This window comes from Rhodococcus zopfii NBRC 100606 = JCM 9919 (assembly GCF_001895025.1).
Lineage (GTDB): Bacteria > Actinomycetota > Actinomycetes > Mycobacteriales > Mycobacteriaceae > Rhodococcus > Rhodococcus zopfii.
Genome location: NZ_BCXI01000026.1, coordinates 39,579 through 59,512, shown reverse-complemented (window position 1 = coordinate 59,512; position 19,934 = coordinate 39,579). Strand labels below are relative to the sequence as shown.

General features: G+C 68.8%; 20 protein-coding genes and 1 tRNA gene. 12 read left to right on the top strand and 9 right to left on the bottom strand.

All coding sequences use genetic code 11. The annotated features are described in order from the left end of the window. Positions 1 to 197 precede the first annotated feature (197 nt). From acs to RZ1_RS16715, 5 genes are all read left to right on the top strand, one after another. Positions 198 to 2,132, top strand: a complete 1,935-nt coding sequence (gene acs / locus RZ1_RS16735) for an acetate--CoA ligase (protein WP_072813614.1) — start codon at positions 198 to 200, stop codon at positions 2,130 to 2,132. Between the two features lie 286 nt (positions 2,133 to 2,418). After that, positions 2,419 to 3,921, top strand: a complete 1,503-nt coding sequence (locus RZ1_RS16730; protein WP_169917985.1) for a trypsin-like peptidase domain-containing protein — start codon at positions 2,419 to 2,421, stop codon at positions 3,919 to 3,921. Positions 3,922 to 4,094: 173 nt separating this feature from the next. Then, the gene (gene nhaA / locus RZ1_RS16725; RefSeq protein WP_072813610.1) at positions 4,095 to 5,318 is read left to right on the top strand and encodes a Na+/H+ antiporter NhaA; all 1,224 of its coding nucleotides are present in this window, start codon (positions 4,095 to 4,097) and stop codon (positions 5,316 to 5,318) included. Then, positions 5,315 to 5,815 (top strand): phage holin family protein, encoded by a 501-nt coding sequence (locus tag RZ1_RS16720; protein WP_072813608.1) that lies wholly within the window; start codon positions 5,315 to 5,317, stop codon positions 5,813 to 5,815. The genes nhaA and RZ1_RS16720 overlap by 4 nt, the downstream gene beginning before the upstream one ends. Before the next feature lie 21 nt (positions 5,816 to 5,836). Continuing rightward, entirely contained in the window at positions 5,837 to 6,769 is a 933-nt protein-coding gene (locus tag RZ1_RS16715; protein WP_072813657.1) for an alpha/beta fold hydrolase, read from the top strand. A 19-nt stretch (positions 6,770 to 6,788) separates the two neighbouring features. On the opposite strand, the gene RZ1_RS16710 is transcribed toward RZ1_RS16715, so the two are convergent. From RZ1_RS16710 to nth, 4 genes are read right to left on the bottom strand one after another with little or no spacing between them, the layout of a single operon-like run. Continuing rightward, positions 6,789 to 7,979 (bottom strand): MarP family serine protease, encoded by a 1,191-nt coding sequence (locus RZ1_RS16710; RefSeq protein WP_072813606.1) that lies wholly within the window; start codon positions 7,977 to 7,979, stop codon positions 6,789 to 6,791. Next, a complete protein-coding gene (locus tag RZ1_RS16705; RefSeq protein ID WP_072813605.1) occupies positions 7,976 to 8,674 on the bottom strand; it encodes an NUDIX hydrolase in 699 nt (232 codons plus the stop codon). Before RZ1_RS16705 ends, RZ1_RS16710 begins: the two co-directional genes overlap by 4 nt. Further along, complete coding sequence (locus RZ1_RS16700) at positions 8,671 to 9,333, bottom strand: TlpA family protein disulfide reductase (RefSeq protein WP_072813603.1); 663 nt, start codon at positions 9,331 to 9,333, stop codon at positions 8,671 to 8,673. Before RZ1_RS16700 ends, RZ1_RS16705 begins: the two co-directional genes overlap by 4 nt. Positions 9,334 to 9,340: 7 nt before the next feature. Next, a complete protein-coding gene (gene nth, locus RZ1_RS16695) occupies positions 9,341 to 10,126 on the bottom strand; it encodes an endonuclease III (protein WP_372481618.1) in 786 nt (261 codons plus the stop codon). A gap of 81 nt (positions 10,127 to 10,207) precedes the next feature. Between nth and RZ1_RS16690 the strand changes: the two genes are divergently transcribed. Together RZ1_RS16690 and RZ1_RS16685 are read left to right on the top strand one after the other, a co-directional pair. Beyond that, positions 10,208 to 10,480 carry a hypothetical protein gene (locus tag RZ1_RS16690; protein ID WP_072813599.1) on the top strand — a complete coding sequence of 91 codons (273 nt, stop codon included), beginning with the start codon at positions 10,208 to 10,210 and terminating at the stop codon, positions 10,478 to 10,480. A gap of 191 nt (positions 10,481 to 10,671) precedes the next feature. After that, positions 10,672 to 11,346: a Crp/Fnr family transcriptional regulator gene (locus RZ1_RS16685; protein WP_072813598.1), complete on the top strand. Its 675-nt coding sequence runs from the start codon at positions 10,672 to 10,674 to the stop codon at positions 11,344 to 11,346. Positions 11,347 to 11,430: 84 nt separating this feature from the next. Here the strand turns inward: RZ1_RS16685 and RZ1_RS16680 are convergent, their stop codons facing one another. The 3 genes from RZ1_RS16680 to sp36 are packed head-to-tail and all read right to left on the bottom strand — an operon-like array spanning position 11,431 to position 12,912. Continuing rightward, a complete protein-coding gene (locus RZ1_RS16680) occupies positions 11,431 to 12,219 on the bottom strand; it encodes an MBL fold metallo-hydrolase (RefSeq protein ID WP_072813596.1) in 789 nt (262 codons plus the stop codon). A 59-nt stretch (positions 12,220 to 12,278) separates the two neighbouring features. Beyond that, positions 12,279 to 12,743 (bottom strand): RidA family protein, encoded by a 465-nt coding sequence (locus RZ1_RS16675; protein ID WP_072813595.1) that lies wholly within the window; start codon positions 12,741 to 12,743, stop codon positions 12,279 to 12,281. Between the two features lie 4 nt (positions 12,744 to 12,747). After that, complete coding sequence (gene sp36, locus RZ1_RS30105) at positions 12,748 to 12,912, bottom strand: Sp36 family protein (RefSeq protein ID WP_138998607.1); 165 nt, start codon at positions 12,910 to 12,912, stop codon at positions 12,748 to 12,750. A gap of 19 nt (positions 12,913 to 12,931) precedes the next feature. On the opposite strand from sp36, the gene bagA reads away from it, so the two are divergent. Beyond that, complete coding sequence (gene bagA / locus RZ1_RS16670) at positions 12,932 to 14,002, top strand: ATPase BagA (protein WP_083583739.1); 1,071 nt, start codon at positions 12,932 to 12,934, stop codon at positions 14,000 to 14,002. Continuing rightward, the gene (gene bagB, locus RZ1_RS16665; RefSeq protein WP_072813591.1) at positions 13,999 to 15,141 is read left to right on the top strand and encodes an ATPase BagB; all 1,143 of its coding nucleotides are present in this window, start codon (positions 13,999 to 14,001) and stop codon (positions 15,139 to 15,141) included. Before bagA ends, bagB begins: the two co-directional genes overlap by 4 nt. A 58-nt stretch (positions 15,142 to 15,199) precedes the next feature. Here the strand turns inward: bagB and RZ1_RS16660 are convergent, their stop codons facing one another. After that, positions 15,200 to 15,523 carry a WhiB family transcriptional regulator gene (locus RZ1_RS16660; RefSeq protein WP_068166357.1) on the bottom strand — a complete coding sequence of 108 codons (324 nt, stop codon included), beginning with the start codon at positions 15,521 to 15,523 and terminating at the stop codon, positions 15,200 to 15,202. A 279-nt stretch (positions 15,524 to 15,802) separates the two neighbouring features. Here RZ1_RS16660 and RZ1_RS16655 point away from each other — a divergent pair, with 279 nt between their 5' ends. Further along, positions 15,803 to 18,226 (top strand): transglycosylase domain-containing protein, encoded by a 2,424-nt coding sequence (locus RZ1_RS16655; protein WP_072813589.1) that lies wholly within the window; start codon positions 15,803 to 15,805, stop codon positions 18,224 to 18,226. A gap of 4 nt (positions 18,227 to 18,230) precedes the next feature. On the opposite strand, the gene RZ1_RS16650 is transcribed toward RZ1_RS16655, so the two are convergent. Continuing rightward, positions 18,231 to 18,707 carry a GatB/YqeY domain-containing protein gene (locus RZ1_RS16650; RefSeq protein ID WP_072813587.1) on the bottom strand — a complete coding sequence of 159 codons (477 nt, stop codon included), beginning with the start codon at positions 18,705 to 18,707 and terminating at the stop codon, positions 18,231 to 18,233. 66 nt (positions 18,708 to 18,773) lie between these two features. Here RZ1_RS16650 and RZ1_RS16645 point away from each other — a divergent pair, with 66 nt between their 5' ends. Both RZ1_RS16645 and RZ1_RS16640 read left to right on the top strand, forming a co-directional pair. After that, positions 18,774 to 19,727 (top strand): metallophosphoesterase, encoded by a 954-nt coding sequence (locus RZ1_RS16645; RefSeq protein WP_072813585.1) that lies wholly within the window; start codon positions 18,774 to 18,776, stop codon positions 19,725 to 19,727. Between the two features lie 54 nt (positions 19,728 to 19,781). Continuing rightward, a tRNA-Pro gene (locus tag RZ1_RS16640) sits at positions 19,782 to 19,855 on the top strand. Positions 19,856 to 19,934 lie beyond the last annotated feature (79 nt).

Genomic DNA, 19,934 nt, shown 5'->3' with positions numbered 1-19,934 from the left:
GACGCTACCGCTCCGGCACCGAATCCCGGCCGGCGGTCCGTTCGTCGACACAGCCGACCATCCGTCGCGCGACACCGACCGATCGGCGCAAGTGACCAGGTTGCAAGTCCATGCAACGGTGCGATCCCCGTCACAGGTGACTACGCTCACTTGAGCCCGATTCGTTTCGCACACCCCCGGAAAGAGGCCCCGGCATCATGACCAGTGCAGCCCAGGACCACGAACAGCAGGTGTACCCGCCGAGCGCGGCATTCACCGCGACCGCCAACGCCGGTCCCGAACTGCAGGCCGCCGCCGACGCCGACCGCCTCGCGTTCTGGGACACCCAGGCCCGACGCCTCGACTGGGCGAGCCCGTGGAGCGAGGTGCTGGACTGGTCCGACGCCCCGGTCGCGAAGTGGTTCGTCGGTGGAGAGCTCAACGTCGCCTACAACTGCGTCGACCGCCATGTGCTGGCCGGCAACGGCGACCGCGTCGCCATCCACTTCGAAGGCGAACCGGGCGATACCCGCTCGCTGACCTACCACGATCTGCTCGCCGAGGTGTCCAAGGCCGCCAACACCTTCACCGAACTCGGCCTGGTCGCCGGCGACCGCGTGGCGATCTACATGCCGATGATCCCCGAGGCGATCGTCGCGATGCTCGCCTGCGCCCGCCTCGGTCTGACGCATTCGGTGGTCTTCGGCGGCTTCTCCTCGCACGCGCTGCGCTCGCGCATCGACGACGCGCAGGCCAAGCTGCTGGTCACCGTCGACGGCCAGTGGCGTCGCGGTGCTCCCGCCCCGCTCAAGGCCGCTGCCGACGAAGCGGTCACCGGTGCGGAGTCGGTCGAGCACGTGCTCGTCGTCAAACGCACCGGCATCGACGTCGAGTGGACCGAAGGCCGGGACCTGTGGTGGCACGAGACCGTCGAGAAGGCCTCCGATCAGCACACCCCGGTCCCGTTCGACGCCGAGCACCCGCTGTTCATCCTCTACACCTCCGGCACCACCGGAAAGCCGAAGGGCATCATCCACACCTCCGGTGGCTACCTCACCCAGGCCTCCTACACCCATCACAACGTCTTCGACCACAAGCCCGGCCGGGACGTGTACTGGTGCACCGCCGACATCGGCTGGGTCACCGGCCACACCTACATCGTGTACGGGCCGCTGTCCAACGGCGTTACGCAGGTCGTCTACGAGGGCACCCCCAATTCGCCGAACGAGCACCGGCACTTCGAGATCATCGAGAAGTACGGGGTGTCGATCTACTACACCGCCCCGACGCTGATCCGCACGTTCATGAAGTGGGGTCGCGCGATCCCCGACGCCCACGACCTGTCCTCGATCCGGCTGCTCGGCAGCGTGGGTGAGCCGATCAACCCGGAGGCGTGGCGCTGGTACCGCGAGGTCATCGGCGCGAACTCCGCCCCGATCGTCGACACCTGGTGGCAGACCGAGACCGGCGCGATCATGATCTCCCCGCTGCCCGGGGTGACCGCCACCAAGCCGGGTTCGGCGATGGCACCGCTGCCGGGTATCTCGGCGAAGATCGTCGACGACGAGGCCCACGAGCTCGGTCACGGCGGCAACGGTTATCTGGTGCTCGATCAGCCGTGGCCGGCGATGCTGCGCGGCATCTGGGGCGACATGGACCGCTACCGCGAGACCTACTGGTCCCGCTACGCCGAGCAGGGCTGGTACTTCGCCGGTGACGGCGCCAAGTACGACGAGGACGGCGCGCTGTGGGTGCTCGGCCGCGTCGACGACGTCATGAACGTCTCGGGCCACCGCATCTCCACCTCGGAAGTCGAGTCCGCTCTCGTCTCCCACCCGGCGGTCGCCGAGGCCGCGGTCGTCGGCGCCGCCGACGACACCACCGGCCAGGGCATCGTCGCGTTCGTCATCCTGCGCGAGAACGTGGAGAACACCGGCGATCAGCTCGTGAAGGACCTGCGCGATCACGTCGCGGTGGAGATCTCCCCGATCGCCAAGCCGCGGCAGATCTCCGTCGTGCCGGAACTGCCGAAGACCCGGTCCGGCAAGATCATGCGCCGCCTGCTGCGCGACGTCGCGGAAGGTCGCGAACTCGGCGACACCTCGACCCTCGTCGACCCGGCCGTCTTCGACGCCATCCGCGGTCTGCGGTAGCCGCGGCAGCACCTGTCCACGACGCGGCCCGCCCCTTCCGGGGGCGGGCCGCGTCTACGTATTTGTACTCATTTTTCCCAGCGTTACCGATGACTTGTCACAGACTTCTTCAATTCCGGTTTAGAATCTGAACCACTCTTCGATTTGCCGGTTTCGCCCATTCCCTCGGTGGGCATACGCTGTGCCGGCAATCGAACGCCGTTGTCCCGCAATAGTTACCAATGCTCACAATGTTGTGGGGCAGTTGCAAACTATGTCGCACCATCACTGTCTCTTCGGAGGACCCATGTCCGGATCAGGACACCGCTTCTCACGCCGGCTCGCCGCGTGCTCAGTACTCGCGCTCGGCCTGTTCAGTGCATTCCCGGGCGCCGCACTCGCACAGGACACCCCGGACACTCGCCCCGCGGCCAACCCGGAGCAACGCGCAGCGGCCCTGATCCGGCCCGCCACCGTGTACCTCGAGGGCACGGCGACCGGATGGGTGCGCATGCCCGACGGCGAACTGTTCGACACCGCGCCCTACGAGGCCAGCTGGACCTGCACGGGCTTCGTCGTGAACCCCGACGGGTGGGTCGCGACGGCCGGGCACTGCGTGGACGACCTCCGCACCATGATCCTCGACGCCGCCTTCGGCGATATCTACGCCGCGAACACGGACTGGACTCCCGAGGAGCTCGCCGCGTTCGTCGACGGCAGCTTCACCGTCGAGGGCGAGAAGGGCGGATCCGACCCGGCACTCGAAATGGCGGTACTGTTCGGCGAAGGCACCTCGGGAACACGCTTGCCCGCCAGCGTCATCGAATATCGCCCGCTCGAGCAGGGCGACGTGGCGCTACTCAAGGTGCAGCGCGACGACCTGCCCTCCGCGCTGCTCGCCACCGACGACGATGTCGCGATCGGAACACCCGTCCTGTCCGTCGGCTTCCCGGGCAGCACCGAACAGGTCACCGACCCGAGTCTCGAACCGACGAACAAGAGCGGCAAGGTCAGCGCGAAGAAGACCTCCGGCACGGTCCCGTTCTACGAAACCGACGCCGCCCTGTCCGGCGGCATGAGCGGCGGACCCACCGTCGACCTCGAAGGTCGTGTCATCGGCGTGAACAGCTTCGGCCCGTCCGGTGAAAGCCAGGCGTTCAACTTCATCGCACCGTCGAGCGGACTCGAGGAACTGCTCGCCGCCCGCGGCATCACCGCTCAGCTGGGCGCCGCCGACGAGCGCTATCGCGACGCCCTCGCCGCCTACTACGACGGGCGCTACTCCGAGGCCATCGAGGGCTTCGAGTCGGTGCTGGCCATGTCCCCGGAGTACCCCGGCATCTCCGGGCTCAAGTCCGACGCCGTCCGCCTGCGCGACCAGCACGGCGACGTGTCGGCATCCCCGGCCTCGTCGTCGTCGCTGCCGTTGATCCTCGGCGGCGTCGCGGTCGCGGTCCTGGTGATCGCCGCCCTCGGTGGGTTCCTGATCCTGCGCAGTCGCCGCCGTACTCCGGTCCCGGTCGCGGCCGGGTTCCATGGCGTCCCCGGCGGTCCGGTTCCGCCCGGCCCGGCCGGGATGGGACCGCAGCAGGGCGGGCCCGGAGGTTTCGGGGCGCCGCCCGCGGGATTCGCTCCGCCTGCCGGGCCCGGCGGCTACGCACCTCAGCCTCAGCAAGGCGCCCCGGGATACGACGTCCCGCCCGCGACTCCCGCGCCGGCGACGCAGGGCGGCCGGTTCTGCCCCTCCTGTGGAACCGAACGCCGCGACAGCGAGAACTTCTGCTCCAACTGCGGGCAACGGATCGGGTAACTCCCGTCCACGCACTCGGCCCCCGGTCCTGTCGGATCGGGGGCCGAGTGCATGAATGGCGATCGAGCCGCAATGCCCGAGCCACCCGGCACCGCTAGGATCGGCGGCAGGTGTGCCGGGAAGTCTGGTCGGCGATTCTGCAGCCGTACCGATTTCCGAACGAAAGGTCACCCGTGTCCCAGACGCCCGGCTCCGCGCCGTGGAGCACCGAGCTCACCAGATACCTCCGCACCGAAACCGTCGGTGGTTCGATCCTCCTGGTTGCCGCCGCGATCGCGGTCGTCTGGGCGAACTCGCCCTTCTCACCGGCCTACGAGGCGTTGCGGGACTTCACCGTCGGCCCCGCCTCCCTTCACCTGAACCTCACCGTCGGCACCTGGGCCCAGGACGGCCTGCTCGCGGTGTTCTTCTTCATCGCCGGCCTCGAACTCAAACGCGAACTCGTCGTCGGAGAACTGGCCGACCGGAAGAAGGCGCTGCTGCCGGTCCTCGCCGCGGTCGGCGGCGTCCTGTTCCCGGCCGCCATCGCCGCGACGATCGGGTGGGGAACCCCCGGCCTCGAACGGGCCTGGGCGATCCCTGTGGCCACCGACATCGCGTTCGCGCTGGGGGTGCTCGCGCTGACCGGATCCCGCATCCCCACCACCGCCCGGGTGTTCCTGCTCAGCCTCGCCGTCGTCGACGACCTCATCGGAATCGGACTGATCGCGATCCTGTTCACATCGACGATCTCGCTGCTGTGGCTCGCCGCGACCACAGCCTGTGCCGTCCTGTACTGGTTCGCCCAGCACCGGCGCGTGACCACCCCGCTCCTGTATGTGCCGCTGGCCGCGCTGACCTGGTTCGCCGTGCACCAGTCCGGGATCCACGCGACGATCGCCGGGGTGCTCCTCGGGGTGCTCACTCGGGTACACACCGATCCGGGTGAGTCGGCGGCACCCGCCGAGCGGCTGTCACATCGCATCCAGCCGTGGTCGGCCGGCCTGTGTGTGCCGCTGTTCGCGCTGTTCGCGTCCGGGGTGCCGCTGGGCACGGAGGCACTCGGGGCGGTGTTCACGACGCCGGTGGGCCTGTCGATCGTGCTGGGTCTGATCGTCGGCAAGATCGTCGGCATCTTCGGCACGTCGTGGGTCGCGATCCGACTCGGGATCGCGACGCGACCGACCGGACTGCAATGGGGGGATCTGCTCGCCCTCGCGGTGCTCGGCGCGATCGGATTCACCGTGAGCCTGCTCGTCGCGGACCTTGCGCTCGGGGACGGGGATCAGGCGGACATCGCGAAGGCCGCGGTTCTCGTCACCTCATTGATCGCGTCGCTGCTGGGTTCGACGCTACTGTTACGGCGTGGGCGAGCCCACCGTCAACCGGACGAGACAATTGGAGGGGTCGACAAGTGAGCGTCACGAACGGGAATCGGAAGCCAGGCGACGGCGCACCGACCAGTATCTCGTCCATCCCGCTGACCGAAGTGCACGCCCCGACCCCCAAGGACGCGAGCATCGGCGACCTGGTCCGTGACGCGACCGCGCAGGTGTCGACGCTGTTCCGCGCCGAGGTCGAGCTCGCCAAGGCCGAGGTCACCGGCGAGGTCAAGAAGGGCCTGCAGGGCAGCCTGTTCTTCATCCTCGCGCTCGCGGTGCTGATCTTCAGCTCGTTCTTCTTCTTTTTCTTCCTGGCCGAACTGCTCGACGTGTGGGTCGCCCGGTGGCTGGCGTTCCTCATCGTCTTCCTGATCATGGTGGTGGTCACGGCGATCTTCGCCCTGATCGGTTATCTGCGGGTACGCAAGCTGCGCGCGCCGAACAAGACGATCGACTCGCTCAAGCAGGCGAAGTCCGTCCTGCCGCTGCACGAGGAGCCCGTCCCCGGCGTCAGCCCCCGGCACGCGCGCTGACCCGCGACCGTGCTCGACACCGTGTCTCTCCCCGATCCGTCCACGGTCCGGTATCCCGGACCGTGGACGCATCGTGACATCCATGCGAACGGTATCCGTCTGCATGCCGCCGAAATCGGTCCCACCGATCCCGACGCCCCGCTGGTCGTGTTCCTGCACGGCTTCGCCGACCTGTGGTGGACGTGGCGGCACCAGCTGACCGCGTTCGCCGAGGTCGGTTTCCGGGCCGTCGCGGTGGACCTGCGCGGCTACGGCGACACCGACAAACCGCCCCGGGGCTACGACGGCTGGACCCTGTCCGCGGACATCGCAGGTCTCGTCCGCGCACTCGGTTACACCGACGCGGTGCTCGTCGGTCATGCCGACGGCGGCCTGGTGTGCTGGGCCACCGCGATCCTGCATCCGGGCTCGGTCCGGGCGATCGCCGTCGTCGATTCGCCGCATCCGATCTCCCTGCGCGACGCCACCCTGCACGATCGGGCCCAGCGGAAGGCGCTACTGCCGACGTTCCTGGACTACCAGATTCCGTGGCGGCCCGAGAAGCTGCTCGTCCGCGACGGCGGAGCCGAGATCGAACACCTCCTTCGGGCCCGTTCGGGACCCGACTGGCCGAACTCCCCCGAGTTCGCGGAGGTCGCGCAGAAACTCCGCTCGGCGATCCGCATCCCCGGCGTCGCCCACTCGACCCTCGAATACCAGCGCTGGGCGTTCCGCAGCCAGTGGCGCCCGGACGGCCGCCGGTTCATCAAGGCGATGGATGTTCCGCTGACCCTGCCGGTTCTGCAGCTGCACGGCATGCTGGACCCGTACGTGATGGCCTCCACGGTGCGCCGATGCTCTCGCTACGCGCCCGACCGCGTCCTGAAGTTCGTCGACGGCGCCGGCCACTACCCGCACCAGGAGCGGCCCGAGGCCGTCACCGGCATGCTGCTCGACTTCGCCGCCGCGCTCTGAGCCGGCCGCGCTCCGAGAATCAGACGATGCAGGCGCCGGTCTCGACCGCGATGACCGACGATCCGGCCATCGCGAGCTGACGGCTCACCTCGTCGGCCGTGAGCGCGAATCCGGTGTCCGTGTCGTCGACGGCGGCACCGAACACGACGCCGAGGACCCGACCCTCCTCGTCCACGAGCGGTCCACCGGAGTTTCCCTGCCGGATCGAACCGCGGACCGTGTACACCTCACGCTCGACGGTGCCGGCGCGGTAGATGTCGGGTCCCTGCAATTGCAGCGACTCGCGCACCCGCGCCGCGCTCGCCGTGTACGGCCCGCCCCCGGGATACCCGAGGACGATCGCGCTGGTGCCGGACTCGGCGGTGCCGTCCGCGAAGAGCAGCGGCTCGGAGGACAGGCCGGGGACCGCGAGGATCGCGACGTCGACCGCGGGATCGAACAGCACGACCTCCGCGTCGAGCGGTCCCTCCGCGGTCTCCACCGTCACCGCCGTCGTTCCCGCGACGACGTGTGCGTTGGTCATGACACGTTCGGGAGCGACCACGAATCCGGAACCCTCGAGCGCCTTCTGGCAGCTCGGGGCGATGCCGTTGATCCGCAGTACACTCGACTGCAGGGCGACCGGAACCGGGCTGGCGAGCAGCGTCCCGTCGGGCGGCTCGACCTCGGTGATGGGGGTGCGGCCGAACGGCCCGATCACCTCGGGCAGACCCGAGGTGTCCAGCAACGCCGAGAACTCGCGTGGGATGGTGCGCATCCAGTCCGGTGCGATCTCGTCGACCGCGCCGAGAACGTGGGAACCGCGGACCGCGGCGGACAACTGGGTCTGGGTGGACGCGGTCAGCGGAATCGCCAGCAGCCACGCGGCGACGAGCACCGCACCGGCCTGCAGGACCGCCCCGACCACACTGTCCACGCTGCGGGCAACGGGACTGTGCATGCTGCTGCGGGCGGCCCGGCCGAGCACCATCCCGGCGACCTCACCGACGATGACCAGCACCACGATGAGCGCGACCCCGGCGAGCAGCCGCGTGTTGCCCTCGTCGACGTGCACCAGCACGTGCGGGGCGATGAGGATGCCGGCGACCGCGCCGAGCACCACCCCGAAGAACGCCAGTGCCGACGCGACCGCGCCCTGGCGCAATCCCGACGACACCGCGACGACGACCACCAGCACGATGATCAGGTCGATCCACCCGGATCCGGTCACGGTTCGACGACTCCTGTCTCCAGCTCGGCGAGCGCGACGTCGAAGTCGCGCACGTCCCGGTGATCCCACTCGATTTCCCAGCCCGACACCGCGAACAGACCGGCGAGCACACCGGCGGTGAAACCCCACACCAGCATGCCGTCGACCTGGAAGGCCGGGCCCTGGTAGCCGCGCGAGTGACGGACCTGGAAGCGATTGTCCGGGTTCAGCAGGTCGCGCAGCGGGACCCGCACGACGCGCGCCGCCTCACCCGGATCGACGACGCCGATCGGGCTGGGTCGTTCCCAGTACGCGACCACCGGGGTGACATCGAACCCGGACGGGGGGATGAAGATCTCCGGCAGCACGGTCAGCGGTTGCACGCCGGCCGGTTCGAGCCCTGTTTCCTCCTGTGCCTCGCGCAGGGCGGTGCGGACCGGCCCGTCGTCCTCGGGATCGGCGGCGCCGCCCGGGAACGCGACCTGACCGCTGTGCTGCCGCAGCGTCGGTGCGCGCTGGGTGAGCAACACGTCGGCGTCGGCGGGCAGTCCGCCGCGCGCGAGCGGGTCCGGGACGGCGGAGCCACCGAACAGCACGAGGACCGAGGCGGGGCGCACGCTGCTGCCCCGCGGGGGCCGCCGGTCCAGGATCGGATTGACACCGTGCGGGTCGCCCGGGACGAGGCTGGCCACACGCCGGAGCCAGTACGGGGTCATATGCTCACCCCCAGGTGGGTCTCGACGGCGGCAGCGATCTCCTCGACGCTGCGGAACGGCTGCGGAAGCACCTTCGCGATCGACCCGTCCGGCCGGACCAGCACCGTCACCGGCAGCACCGGCGGCGCCTCCACCGCGGCCTGCACGCGGGCCGAGCCGTCCTGCACCCCGGGGATCTGCACCCCGTATTCGACGAGGCGGGACAGCGCGTTGGATTCGTTCGGGTCGGTGTGGACGGTGACGAGTGCGACGCGGTCGCCGGCGCGGCGCGCGTACTCCTGCAGCACGGGCAGTTCTTCGGCGCACGGCCCGCACCACCACGCCCAGAGATTGAGGATTGCGGGACGGCCGGCCAGGGCGGCCGCCAAATCCACCGAACTGCCGTCACCCACGCATTCGAACGTCATTCCCGTGAGCGGTCCCGCCGGTTCGGTGCCGGTCGGCGCCGGGCACGGCTGCAGGTTCGCCTCGGCGCGCAACGGTGCCAGCGCCTGCGCATCGTCCTGTGCCCGCCGGTCGACGGGTGCGGCGGTGCCGGTGGGTCGTCCGGAACCGCCCGAATCCGGGGCTTCGGCGTCGCGGGGCCAGATCGCCACGATGAGGGCGACGACGACGACGAGGACAGCGAGGCTCCACCGCCCCGCACTGGACGATCTCATTCCAGGGTCACCGCCCGGCCAGTTCGAGCAGATGTTCCGTCTCGGGGCCCTTCACGAGCGCGGCGGCGGTCGCCGGGTCGGTGGGGCCGATCCCGTAGGACGGGCAGTCCTTCGCGAGCACGCATACGCCGCAGGCGGGCTTGCGCGCGTGGCAGACCCGTCGGCCGTGGAAGATCACCCGGTGCGACAGCAGGGTCCACTCCTTGCGTTCGATGAGGGCACCGACGGCGTGCTCGACCTTCACCGGGTCGGTTTCGTCGGTCCACTTCCAGCGGTTCACCAGGCGAGCGAAGTGGGTGTCGACGGTGATGCCCGGCACCGCGAAGGCGTTGCCGAGGATCACGTTGGCGGTCTTGCGGCCGATACCCGGCAGGGTCACCAGGTCTTGCATGCGGCCGGGTATCTCGCCGTCGAACCGCTCGAGCAGGGCCTGGCCGAGCCCGATCAGGGAGTTCGCCTTGTTGCGGTAGAACCCGGTCGACCGGATGTACTCCTCGAGTTCGGTGCGTTCGGCTTCGGCGTAGGCGCGGGCGTCCGGATACCGGGCGAACAGCGCCGGGGTGACCTGGTTGACCCGCACATCGGTGCACTGCGCCGACAGGATCGTCGCGACCGCCAGTTCGAGGGGGGTGGTGAAGTCCAGTTCGCAGTACACGTGCGGGAACGCCTCCGCGAGCTGCCGATTCATGCGGCGGGCCCGCCGCACCAGCGCGAGGCGCGATTCCGGCTTGCGGGCACTTCCGGACGCGCGAGAACGCCTCGCCTCGGGGCTCTCGGACGGGGTCGCTTGCACCTGGACCACTGTACGTAAACGGACGGACACCACTCCCGGACCGTGTCGCTTCTGAGACCTTTCCCGTGTTTACTTCCCGGTATGCAAGCTCTTGCCGTCGTGCTCTTCCCGGTGCTCTTGATGCTGTTTGCACTGGCCATGGAGCGGGTCGAGTCGCGCTTGAGTCGTCTGTCGGTCCGTGAGCAGGAGGTCGAGGACTTCCTCAACCGGGCCGGCCACGACGACGTCGCGACCCTGGCCAGGGAGGGTTTCCCTCACGCTCTCGCCCGGCTGCACCGCCGGCGTCGGAACAGCGAAGCCGCGCACGTGGTGGAGGATTCTCCGCTGGACGAGGACGCCCGGCAGGCGAGCTGACGACGTGACCGGCCGGTAGCATCCAGTACCGCACGCCAGACACCCGACGACCAGTTCGTGGTGTCAGTCACTCGCGCGCACCGCGAGCACAGTAGACTTTGGAACCGTACGCCTCGCAGGTGACCTGTCCGGGATGCCCGTAGACGTGCAGAACCTGCACACGACGATGAGATTTCCCAAAAGGAGTGCACGTGGACGACGTCCTGACCAGGGCAGGCATCTTCCAAGGAGTCGAGCCATCCGCGGTAGCGGCGCTGATCAAGGAACTTCAGCCTGTCGACTTTCCCCGCGGACATGTCATCTTCAACGAAGGTGAACCCGGCGACCGCCTGTACATCATCGTCTCCGGCAAGGTGAAGATCGGCCGGCGCTCGCCGGACGGCCGCGAGAACCTCCTCACGATCATGGGCCCGTCGGACATGTTCGGTGAGCTGTCGATCTTCGACCCGGGTCCCCGCACCTCCACCGCGACCACCGTCACCGAGGTGCGCGCGGTGAGCATGGACCGCGACGCACTCAAGGCGTGGATCGATCAGCGTCCCGAGATCGCCGAGCAGCTGCTGCGCGTGCTCGCCCGCCGGCTGCGCCGCACCAACAACAACCTCGCCGACCTGATCTTCACGGACGTTCCGGGTCGTGTAGCCAAGGCGCTGCTGCAGCTCGCGCAGCGGTTCGGCACCCAGGAGGCCGGTGCCCTGCGCGTCACCCACGACCTCACGCAGGAAGAGATCGCACAGCTCGTCGGTGCATCTCGCGAGACCGTGAACAAGGCGCTCGCCGACTTCGCGCACCGCGGATGGCTGCGTCTCGAGGGCAAGTCCGTGCTGATCTCGGACTCCGAGCGTCTCGCTCGCCGCGCTCGCTAGAACCTACCGCAAAGGCCGGGTCGTCGCCGACGGCCCGGCCTTCGTCGTTCTCCGGGCCCGGAACTCCACCGGACCCCGGCCTGCTCAGGCGAAACTACGCAGGTATTCCAGTTGCACGTTGACCGATTTCTCGGCGGCATCCCACAGCGACCGGTCGACGTCGGCGTAGACGTGTTCGACGACGCTGCGCGGGGTCGCGCCGTCGCCCAGTACGCGCAGCGCGGTGCGGACCTGTTGGAGTCGTTCCTCACGATGTGCGAGATAGGCGCGGGCGATCGGCTCGAGGTCCGGATGGTCGGGGCCGTGACCGGGCAGCATCGTGTAGCCGGATCCCAGATCGAGCAGGCGCCGCAGCGAACCGAGGTAGTCGCCGAGGTCGCCGTCGGCGTCGTCGAGGACCGTGGTGCCGCGACCGAGGATGGTGTCGGCGGTGAGGACGCTGCGGTCGTCCTCGAGCACGAAGGACAACGAGTCCGCGGTGTGACCGGGGGTCGCGAGAACCCGGATCCGCAACCCGGCGGCCTCGATGACCTCGCCGTCCTCGAGTCCGCGACCGCCGCCGTGCCGGTGCGCCGAGTCGACGGCGCAGACCGGATTGCCGGTCAGTTCCGCGAACCGGCCGGCACCTTCGGTGTGGTCGTAGTGCCGGTGACTGATCAGGGTCAACGCGACCGGGACCTGGGCGATGCGGGCGAGATGCGCTTCGTCGAGCGGACCCGGGTCCACCACGACGCATTCGTCGCTGCCCGGTGCCCGCAGGATCCAGGTGTTGGTGCCCTCGAGGGACATCACCGACGGGTTCTCGGCCAGTACCACCGCCGCATTCGCGGTGACCTGGCGCAACTGCGCGTAGGCGGGGTGAACCAGCGCCATGCTCGACCTCTTTCGTGACGACGGTGCGATTCACCCCACTCTACGGACAGCGTTCGAGGTCAGCGCACCTCGGCGATGAGTTCGACCTCGACGGGCGCGGCCAGCGGAAGCTCGGCGACACCGACCGCCGAACGGGCGTGCACGCCCGCGTCCCCGAAGACCTCCCCGAGGAACTCCGACGCACCGTTGACGACACCGGGCTGCCCGGTGAACCCGTCTGCGGAAGCGACGAATCCGACGACCTTCACGATGCGCACCACGTTGTCGAGCCCGACGAGACCGTCGATGGCGGCCAGTGCGTTGAGCGCGGCGATGCGCGCGGCGGCCTTCGCGTCCTCGGCGGTGACGGCGTCACCGACCTTGCCGGTCAGCTGCAGCTTGCCGTCGACGAACGGGAGCTGCCCCGAGGTGTAGACGTGGTCGCCGGTGCGCACCGCCGGCACGTAGGCGGCCACCGGCGCGGCGACCGGGGGCAGTTCGATGCCGAGTTCGGCGAGCCGGGACGTCCAGTTCTGTTCCGTCACCTGATCAGCCCTTCGGTCGCTTCAGGTACGCGACGTGCTGCTCACCGGTCGGGCCCTGCAGCACCGTCACCAGTTCCCAGCCGTCGGAACCCCAGGTGTCGAGGATCTGCTTCGTCGCGTGGGTGAGCAGCGGTACGGTCGCGTACTCCCAGGTGGTCAATTCGCTCATGTGTTTCTCCTCTGTCGAGATGCTGTCTGACACTATCGGGCGCATTCCGCGGTCGGTCACTTATAGGCTCACCCTCGTGGCAACACCGACAGCACAGCCCGGCATCTGGCCGGCGAAGGCCGCGGAGGCGCGGCTGCACTTCGTGTCCGGCAAGGGCGGCACCGGAAAGTCGACGGTCGCGGCCGCCCTGGCGCTCGCTCTGGCGGCCGAGGGCCGCAAGGTTCTGCTGGTGGAGGTGGAGGGCAGGCAGGGCATCGCGCAGCTGTTCGACGTGCCGCCGCTGCCGCCGGTGGAGACGAAGGTCGCCACCGCGGACGGCGGCGGGGTCGTGATGGCCCTGGCCGTCGACATCGAAGCGGCGTTCCTCGAATACCTCGACATGTTCTACAACCTCGGTTTCGCAGGCCGGGCGATGCGCCGCATCGGTGCCGTCGAATTCGCGACGACCCTCGCGCCGGGTCTGCGGGATGTCATCCTCACCGGCAAGATCAAGGAGTGCGTGGTGCGCTCCGACGCGCGCGGGGGCCGGATGTACGACGCGGTGGTGGTGGATTCGCCACCGACCGGCCGCATCGCCAGCTTCCTCGACGTGACGCAGGCGATGGCGGATCTGGCGAAGTCCGGTCCGATCCGCTCGCAGAGCGAAGGCGTGGTGCGGCTGCTGCATTCGGACGACACGGTCGTGCATCTGGTGACGCTGCTCGAGGCGCTGCCGGTGCAGGAAACCACCGATGCCGTCGAGGAACTGCAGGCCGCGGATCTGCGGCTCGGCACGGTGATCGTCAACCGCACCGTGCCCGAGTACCTGCCCGGTGAACTCGTCGACGACGTCGCAGCCGGGCGCATCGACAGCGGATCGGTGCGGACCGCGTTCGATCGTGCCGGCCTGAAGGTGTCCGATTCCGACTTCGCGGGACTGCTCACCGAGACCATCGAGCATGCCTCGACACTGAAGGCGCAGCAGGACAGCGCCGCCCAACTCGACGACGTGAAGGTGGCACGGATGACGCTCCCGGCGCTGGCCGACGGCATCGATCTCGGGGGGCTCTACGAGCTCGCGGAGATCCTCGGCGAACAGGGTGTCCGATGACCGGCCCGCACGCGCGCGGTGGCGGTGCGGTCCTGGACTTCGGGCAGATCCTCACCGACCCGGCGTCCCGGGTCATCGTGTGCTGCGGATCCGGGGGTGTCGGCAAGACGACGACCGCGGCGGCACTCGCGCTGCGCGCGGCGGAGCGCGGCCGCAAGGTCGTGGTGCTGACGATCGACCCGGCCCGGCGTCTCGCACAGGCGCTCGGGGTGGCGGCCCTGGACAACAGTCCGCAGCCGGTGAAGCTCGCGCCGGACACGCCGGGTGAACTGCACGCGATGATGCTGAACATGCGTCGCACCTTCGACGACATGGTGATCGAGCATTCGGCGCCGGACAAGGCCCAGCAGATTCTCGACAACCCGTTCTATCAGACGGTGGCGTCGTCGTTCTCCGGCACGCAGGAGTACATGGCGATGGAGAAGCTGGGGCAGCTCGCGGCGAGCGACTCGTGGGATCTGATCGTGGTGGACACTCCGCCGTCCCGGAACGCGCTGGATTTCCTGGACGCGCCCCAGCGGCTGGGTTCGTTCCTCGACGGCCGCATGATCCGCATGTTCACCGCACCGGGCCGTGGGCTCGGCCGCCTGGTGACCGGTGCCATGGGACTCGCTCTGAAGGCGGTGTCGACGATCGTGGGCAGTCAGATGCTGTCCGACGCGTCCGCGTTCGTGCAGTCCCTCGATTCGATGTTCGGCGGATTCCGCGAACGCGCGAACCGCACGTATCGCCTGCTGCAACAGCCGGGGACGCACTTCGTCGTCGTCGCGGCGCCCGAACCGGACGCGCTGCGCGAGGCGTCGTTCTTCGTCGAGCGACTGAGCACGGACGGCATGCCCCTGGCCGGCCTCGTTCTCAATCGGACCCATCCGACGTTGGCGACGTTGTCGGCCGATCACGCCTCGACCGCAGCCGATGCGCTCGCGGAGCAGAAACGCGACGACAACCAGCCTGCCGAGGCGGTGTTGCGGATTCACGCGCATCGAGCGGTGACCGCGAAACGGGAACTGCACCTACTGGGCAGGTTCACCGCTGCGCACCCCCGGGTACCGCTGGTCGGGGTGCCGTCGTTGCCGTTCGAGGTGTCCGATCTCGAGGCGCTGCGAGCCGTCGGAGACCAGCTGACCCGCGAGGGATGACCCGCGGGTCTGCCGGTCGTCGAACGGTCGACGGTGCCGGGAGGCGTGGGACCTGTACCTAGACGGCGTTTTGGTGCTGACGCTGCGCTTCGAAGAAGTCGGCCCAGGACTCGACCTCGGGATGCTGCTTGAGCAGTGCGCGACGCTGGCGCTCGGTCATGCCTCCCCACACACCGAACTCCACGCGATTGTCCAGTGCATCCGCACCGCACTGCAGCATCACCGGGCAGTGCCTGCAGATGACCGCGGCCTTGCGCTGTGCTGCGCCTCGCACGAACAATTGGTCGGGATCCACTTCTCGGCACCGCGCCTGGGTCACCCAGGCGATACGGGCCTCTGCTTGGTCTACGTCGAGCCGGGCCATCGGAGTCGCCATGTGCATTCAGTTGCCCCTTCACTCTCCGAACACCGTGTTGCGGAGTTCCGGAAGTCCGCGCAGACCGCCTGCGTAGCAGCAGTAGTCGGCGCCGCGTTCCTATTGAGGTGTTACCTGCATCACACTGATGTCTCAATCTAGGTAAAGAGTCCCCAGCGCGCAAGGCGAACAAACACTTTTCTGGTACGCCCGTCCATACCTGCACGTCGGAGGCTTTTCGGCGCTACCGAAGCGTCGAATCGGCGCGGTGGCACGTAGGGTGTAGCCGTGTCGATCCGAAATACGGTGGCGAAGCTCGCCGGTTGCACGGCCCTCGGCGGCGTCCTACTGGCGGGAATGCTGTTTCCGGCCGCAGGCGGTTTCGGCTACGTCTCGAACCGGGCCGCGGACACCGTGGACAACAGCTCCGCCGAACTCGTCGAAGGTGTCGTACCTGCGGTGACCACGATGGTCGACGCCGCCGGTAACCCCATCGCCTGGCTGTACGACCAGCGTCGCTTCGAAGTGCCCAGTGACCGCATCTCCAACGAGATGAAACTCGCGATCGTCTCGATCGAGGACAAGCGGTTCCCCGAGCACAAGGGTGTCGACTGGCAGGGCACGATCCGCGCGTTCCTCACCAACACCACCAGCGGGCAGGTCGAACAGGGCGCATCCACCATCGACCAGCAGTACGTGAAGAACTATCTGCTCCACGTCGTCGCCAAGACCGACGCCGAGCGCCGCGCGGCGATCGAGACGACCCCGGCCCGCAAGATCCGCGAGATCCGGATGGCTCTCACCCTCGACGAGGAACTGACGAAGGACGAGATCCTCACCCGCTATCTGAACCTGGTGCCCTTCGGCAACGGATCGTTCGGGATCCAGGACGCGGCCCAGACCTACTTCGGGATCGACGCGAAGGACCTGAACATCCCCCAGTCCGCGATGCTCGCGGGCATGGTGCAGTCCAGCTCCGCACTGAACCCGTACACGAACGAGGACGGCGTGCTCGAACGCCGCAACGTCGTGCTCGACACGATGATCCAGAACATTCCCGAGCGGGCCGACGAGATCCGCGCCGCGAAGAGCGAGCCGCTCGGTGTCCTGCCCGAGCCGAACACCCTCCCGCGCGGCTGCATCGCCGCCGGCGACCGCGGCTTCTTCTGCGACTACGCGCTGCGCTATCTCGAGAGCTCCGGGTTGTCCCGCGAGCAGATCGACAAGGGCGGCTACCTGATCCGCACCACGCTCGACCCCGAGGTGCAGGCGTCGGTCAAGACCTCTCTCGACGCCTTCACCAGCCCCACGGTCGACGACGTCGCCACAGTGATGAACGTGGTCCGACCCGGCCAGGATTCGCATCGCGTTCTCGCGATGGGATCGAGCCGCGTCTACGGCCTCAACGGGGACGCGAACGAAACCGTGCAGCCGCAGCCCTACTCCCTCGCCGGCCACGGTGCCGGATCGATCTTCAAGATCTTCACGGTCGCTGCGGCGATGGAGAAGGGCCTCGGCACCAGCGCCGTCCTCGACGTGCCCGCCCGCTACAACGCCCGAGGCCTCGGCGACGGTGGCGCCAAGGGCTGTCCTCCCCTGACGTACTGCGTCGAGAACGCCGGACCTTACCCGCCGCAGCTGTCGGTGACCGACGCGCTCGCGCAATCGCCGAACACCGCCTTCGTCAAGCTGATCGAGGCGACGGGTGTCGACCCGGTCGTCGACATGTCGGTGCGGCTGGGCTTGCGGTCGTACTCACAGGCGAACACCTCGGGTTTCGGTGAGCAGAGCATGGCCGACATGCAGAAGGACCAGCACCTCGGCTCCTACACGCTGGGCCCGACCTGGATCAACCCGCTCGAACTGTCGAACGTGGCCGCAACACTGGCCTCGCACGGCACGTGGTGCCCGCCGTCGCCGATCGACGGGGTGTTCGACCGCGAGGGCAAGCCGGTGCCGATCACTCAGCAGGCCTGCGAGCAGGTCGTCGAACCCGGTCTCGCCGATACCCTCGCCAATGCGATGAGCAAGGACACCGCCGGTGGCGGCACCGCGTCCGGCGCGGCCGGCTCGGTCGGCTGGAGCCTGCCGGTGTCCGCGAAGACCGGAACCACCGAATCGCACATGTCCTCGGCGTTCCTCGGATTCACCAACCAGTACGCGGGCGCCGTGTACACCTACGGCGACTCCCCCACCCCCGGTGAGATCTGCAGTGGCCCCGTGCGTCCCTGCTACAACGGCAACCTGTTCGGCGGCACCGAGCCGGCCCGCACCTGGTTCAGCGCGATGCTGCCCGTCGCCGCCAAGTTCGGGCCGATCGAACTGCCGCCGGTCGACCAGAAGTACGTGCGCGGCGCGGGCAACGCCCAGGTCCCCGACGTGACCGGTCTGAACAGCCGGCAGGCCATCTCGCGGCTGCAGGACGCCGGATTCACCGTCACCGAACTCACCGTCAAGGGCGAGGAACGCGCCGGCACCGTCAAGAACAGCGCACCCTCCGGTTCCGCGGTGCCCGGTTCGACGATCACGATCTACATCAGCGACGGGACCGTCCGGGCGGCACCGACGACCACGGCGACGCCCGCCCGGCCCAGCGGAAGCCAGGTGCCGGACACGACCTCGCCGAACGCGCCGGCCCCGATCCCGAACCGGCCTCCCCAGTCGCCGACGTCCGAACCGGAATCCGAGGCGCCGCCGGCCTCCGAGGGCGACGGCCCCGGCGCCAACTGAGGATCTACAGCCGCGATCGGACCGCCGCGGAAAGCCGCTTGCCGTCGGCTTTCCCGGCGGCGATCGCGGTCGCGACCTTCATGACCTGACCCATGTTCTTCGGACCCGGCCGCTCGCCCAGTTCGTCGGCGACGCGGCCGATCGCGGTGTCGACGACGTCGACGAGTTCGGCGTCGGTGAGCGGCGTCGGCAGATAGTCGTCGATGATCCGGGCCTCCGCGTGCTCCTTCGCCGCGAGTTCCCCCCGACCGTTCTCGGTGTAGACCTCGGCGGCCTCGCCGCGCTTCTTGGACTCGCGGGCAAGAACCTTCACGACCTCCTCGTCGGTGAGCTCGCGGGCTTCCTTCCCGGCGACCTCCTCCGTCTGGACGGCGGCGAGCAGCATCCGCAAGGTCGCGGTGCGCAGCGCATCCTTGTCCTTCATGGCCGCGGTGAGGTCGGTTCGGAGTGTGGACTTGAGGGACTGCGGGGTCTCGGACATGAACCGAACGCTACGCGGCCCCGACGAAGGCCGTGCGCAGTGCAGCCCCGGCGGTACGCTGGACCCGTGCCTGACCACTCCGCTCTCTTCCGCGCAGCCGCCGGTGCCGCCGGCGCGGCTGCCCTCGGACTCGGCTACGCCACGCTGATCGAACGCAACGCGTTCGCACTGCGCGAGGTGACCATGCCGGTCCTCGATCCGGGCGCGTCGACGCTGCGCGTACTGCATCTCAGCGATCTGCACATGATGCCGAACCAGCGGCTCAAGCAGAACTGGCTGCGCGAACTCGACCGGCTGGAGCCGGATCTCGTGGTCAACACCGGTGACAACCTGTCGCATCCGAAGGCCGTGCCGGCCGTCGTGCAGGCGATGGGTGGGCTGCTCGCGCGCCCCGGCCTGTTCGTGTTCGGCAGCAACGACTACTTCGCGCCCGTGTTGAAGAACCCGCTCCGGTACTTCGACAGGGACCACGAGCGTGTCTACGGCGCACCACTGCCGTGGGGCGACCTGCGCGCGGCGTTCAGTGAACGCGGATGGCACGACATGACACACGTGCGGCGCGAATTCGAGGTCGCGGGTGTGCGCATCGCAGCGGCCGGCGTCGACGATCCGCACCTCGAGCGGGACCGGTACGACACGATCGCCGGTCAGCCCAATCCGCTCGCGGACCTGAAGCTGGGCCTGACGCATTCGCCGGAGCCGCGGGTCCTCGACCGTTTCGCCGACGACGGCTACGACCTGGTGCTCGCCGGGCACACCCACGGCGGCCAGCTGTGCCTGCCGTTCGTCGGCGCTCTCGTGACCAACTGCCGGATCGATCGGTCGCGGGTGAAGGGACCCTCGCGTTGGGGTGCCCACATGCGCCTGCACGTGTCGGCGGGCGTCGGCACGTCGCCGTTCGCTCCGGCCCGGTTCTGCTGCCGCCCCGAGGCGACGCTGCTGACCCTGGTTCCGGCCCCGCGCAACGAGGCTCTCGCCGCCGCCGACCGCGCGGCCGAAAGTGCGATTTCTCCCCGCTGACCAGGCGATTTAATCTTCCGGCGAATGGTGCTGTAAGCTAACCGAGGTTCATCACGGGGTGTGGCGCAGCTTGGTAGCGCGCTTCGTTCGGGACGAAGAGGTCGTGGGTTCGAATCCCGCCACCCCGACTCGTGAAGCACCATCGAAGGGCCCTTCCGCAACGCGGAGGGGCCCTTCGGCATTTCCGCCCACGGTGCGACAGCCACC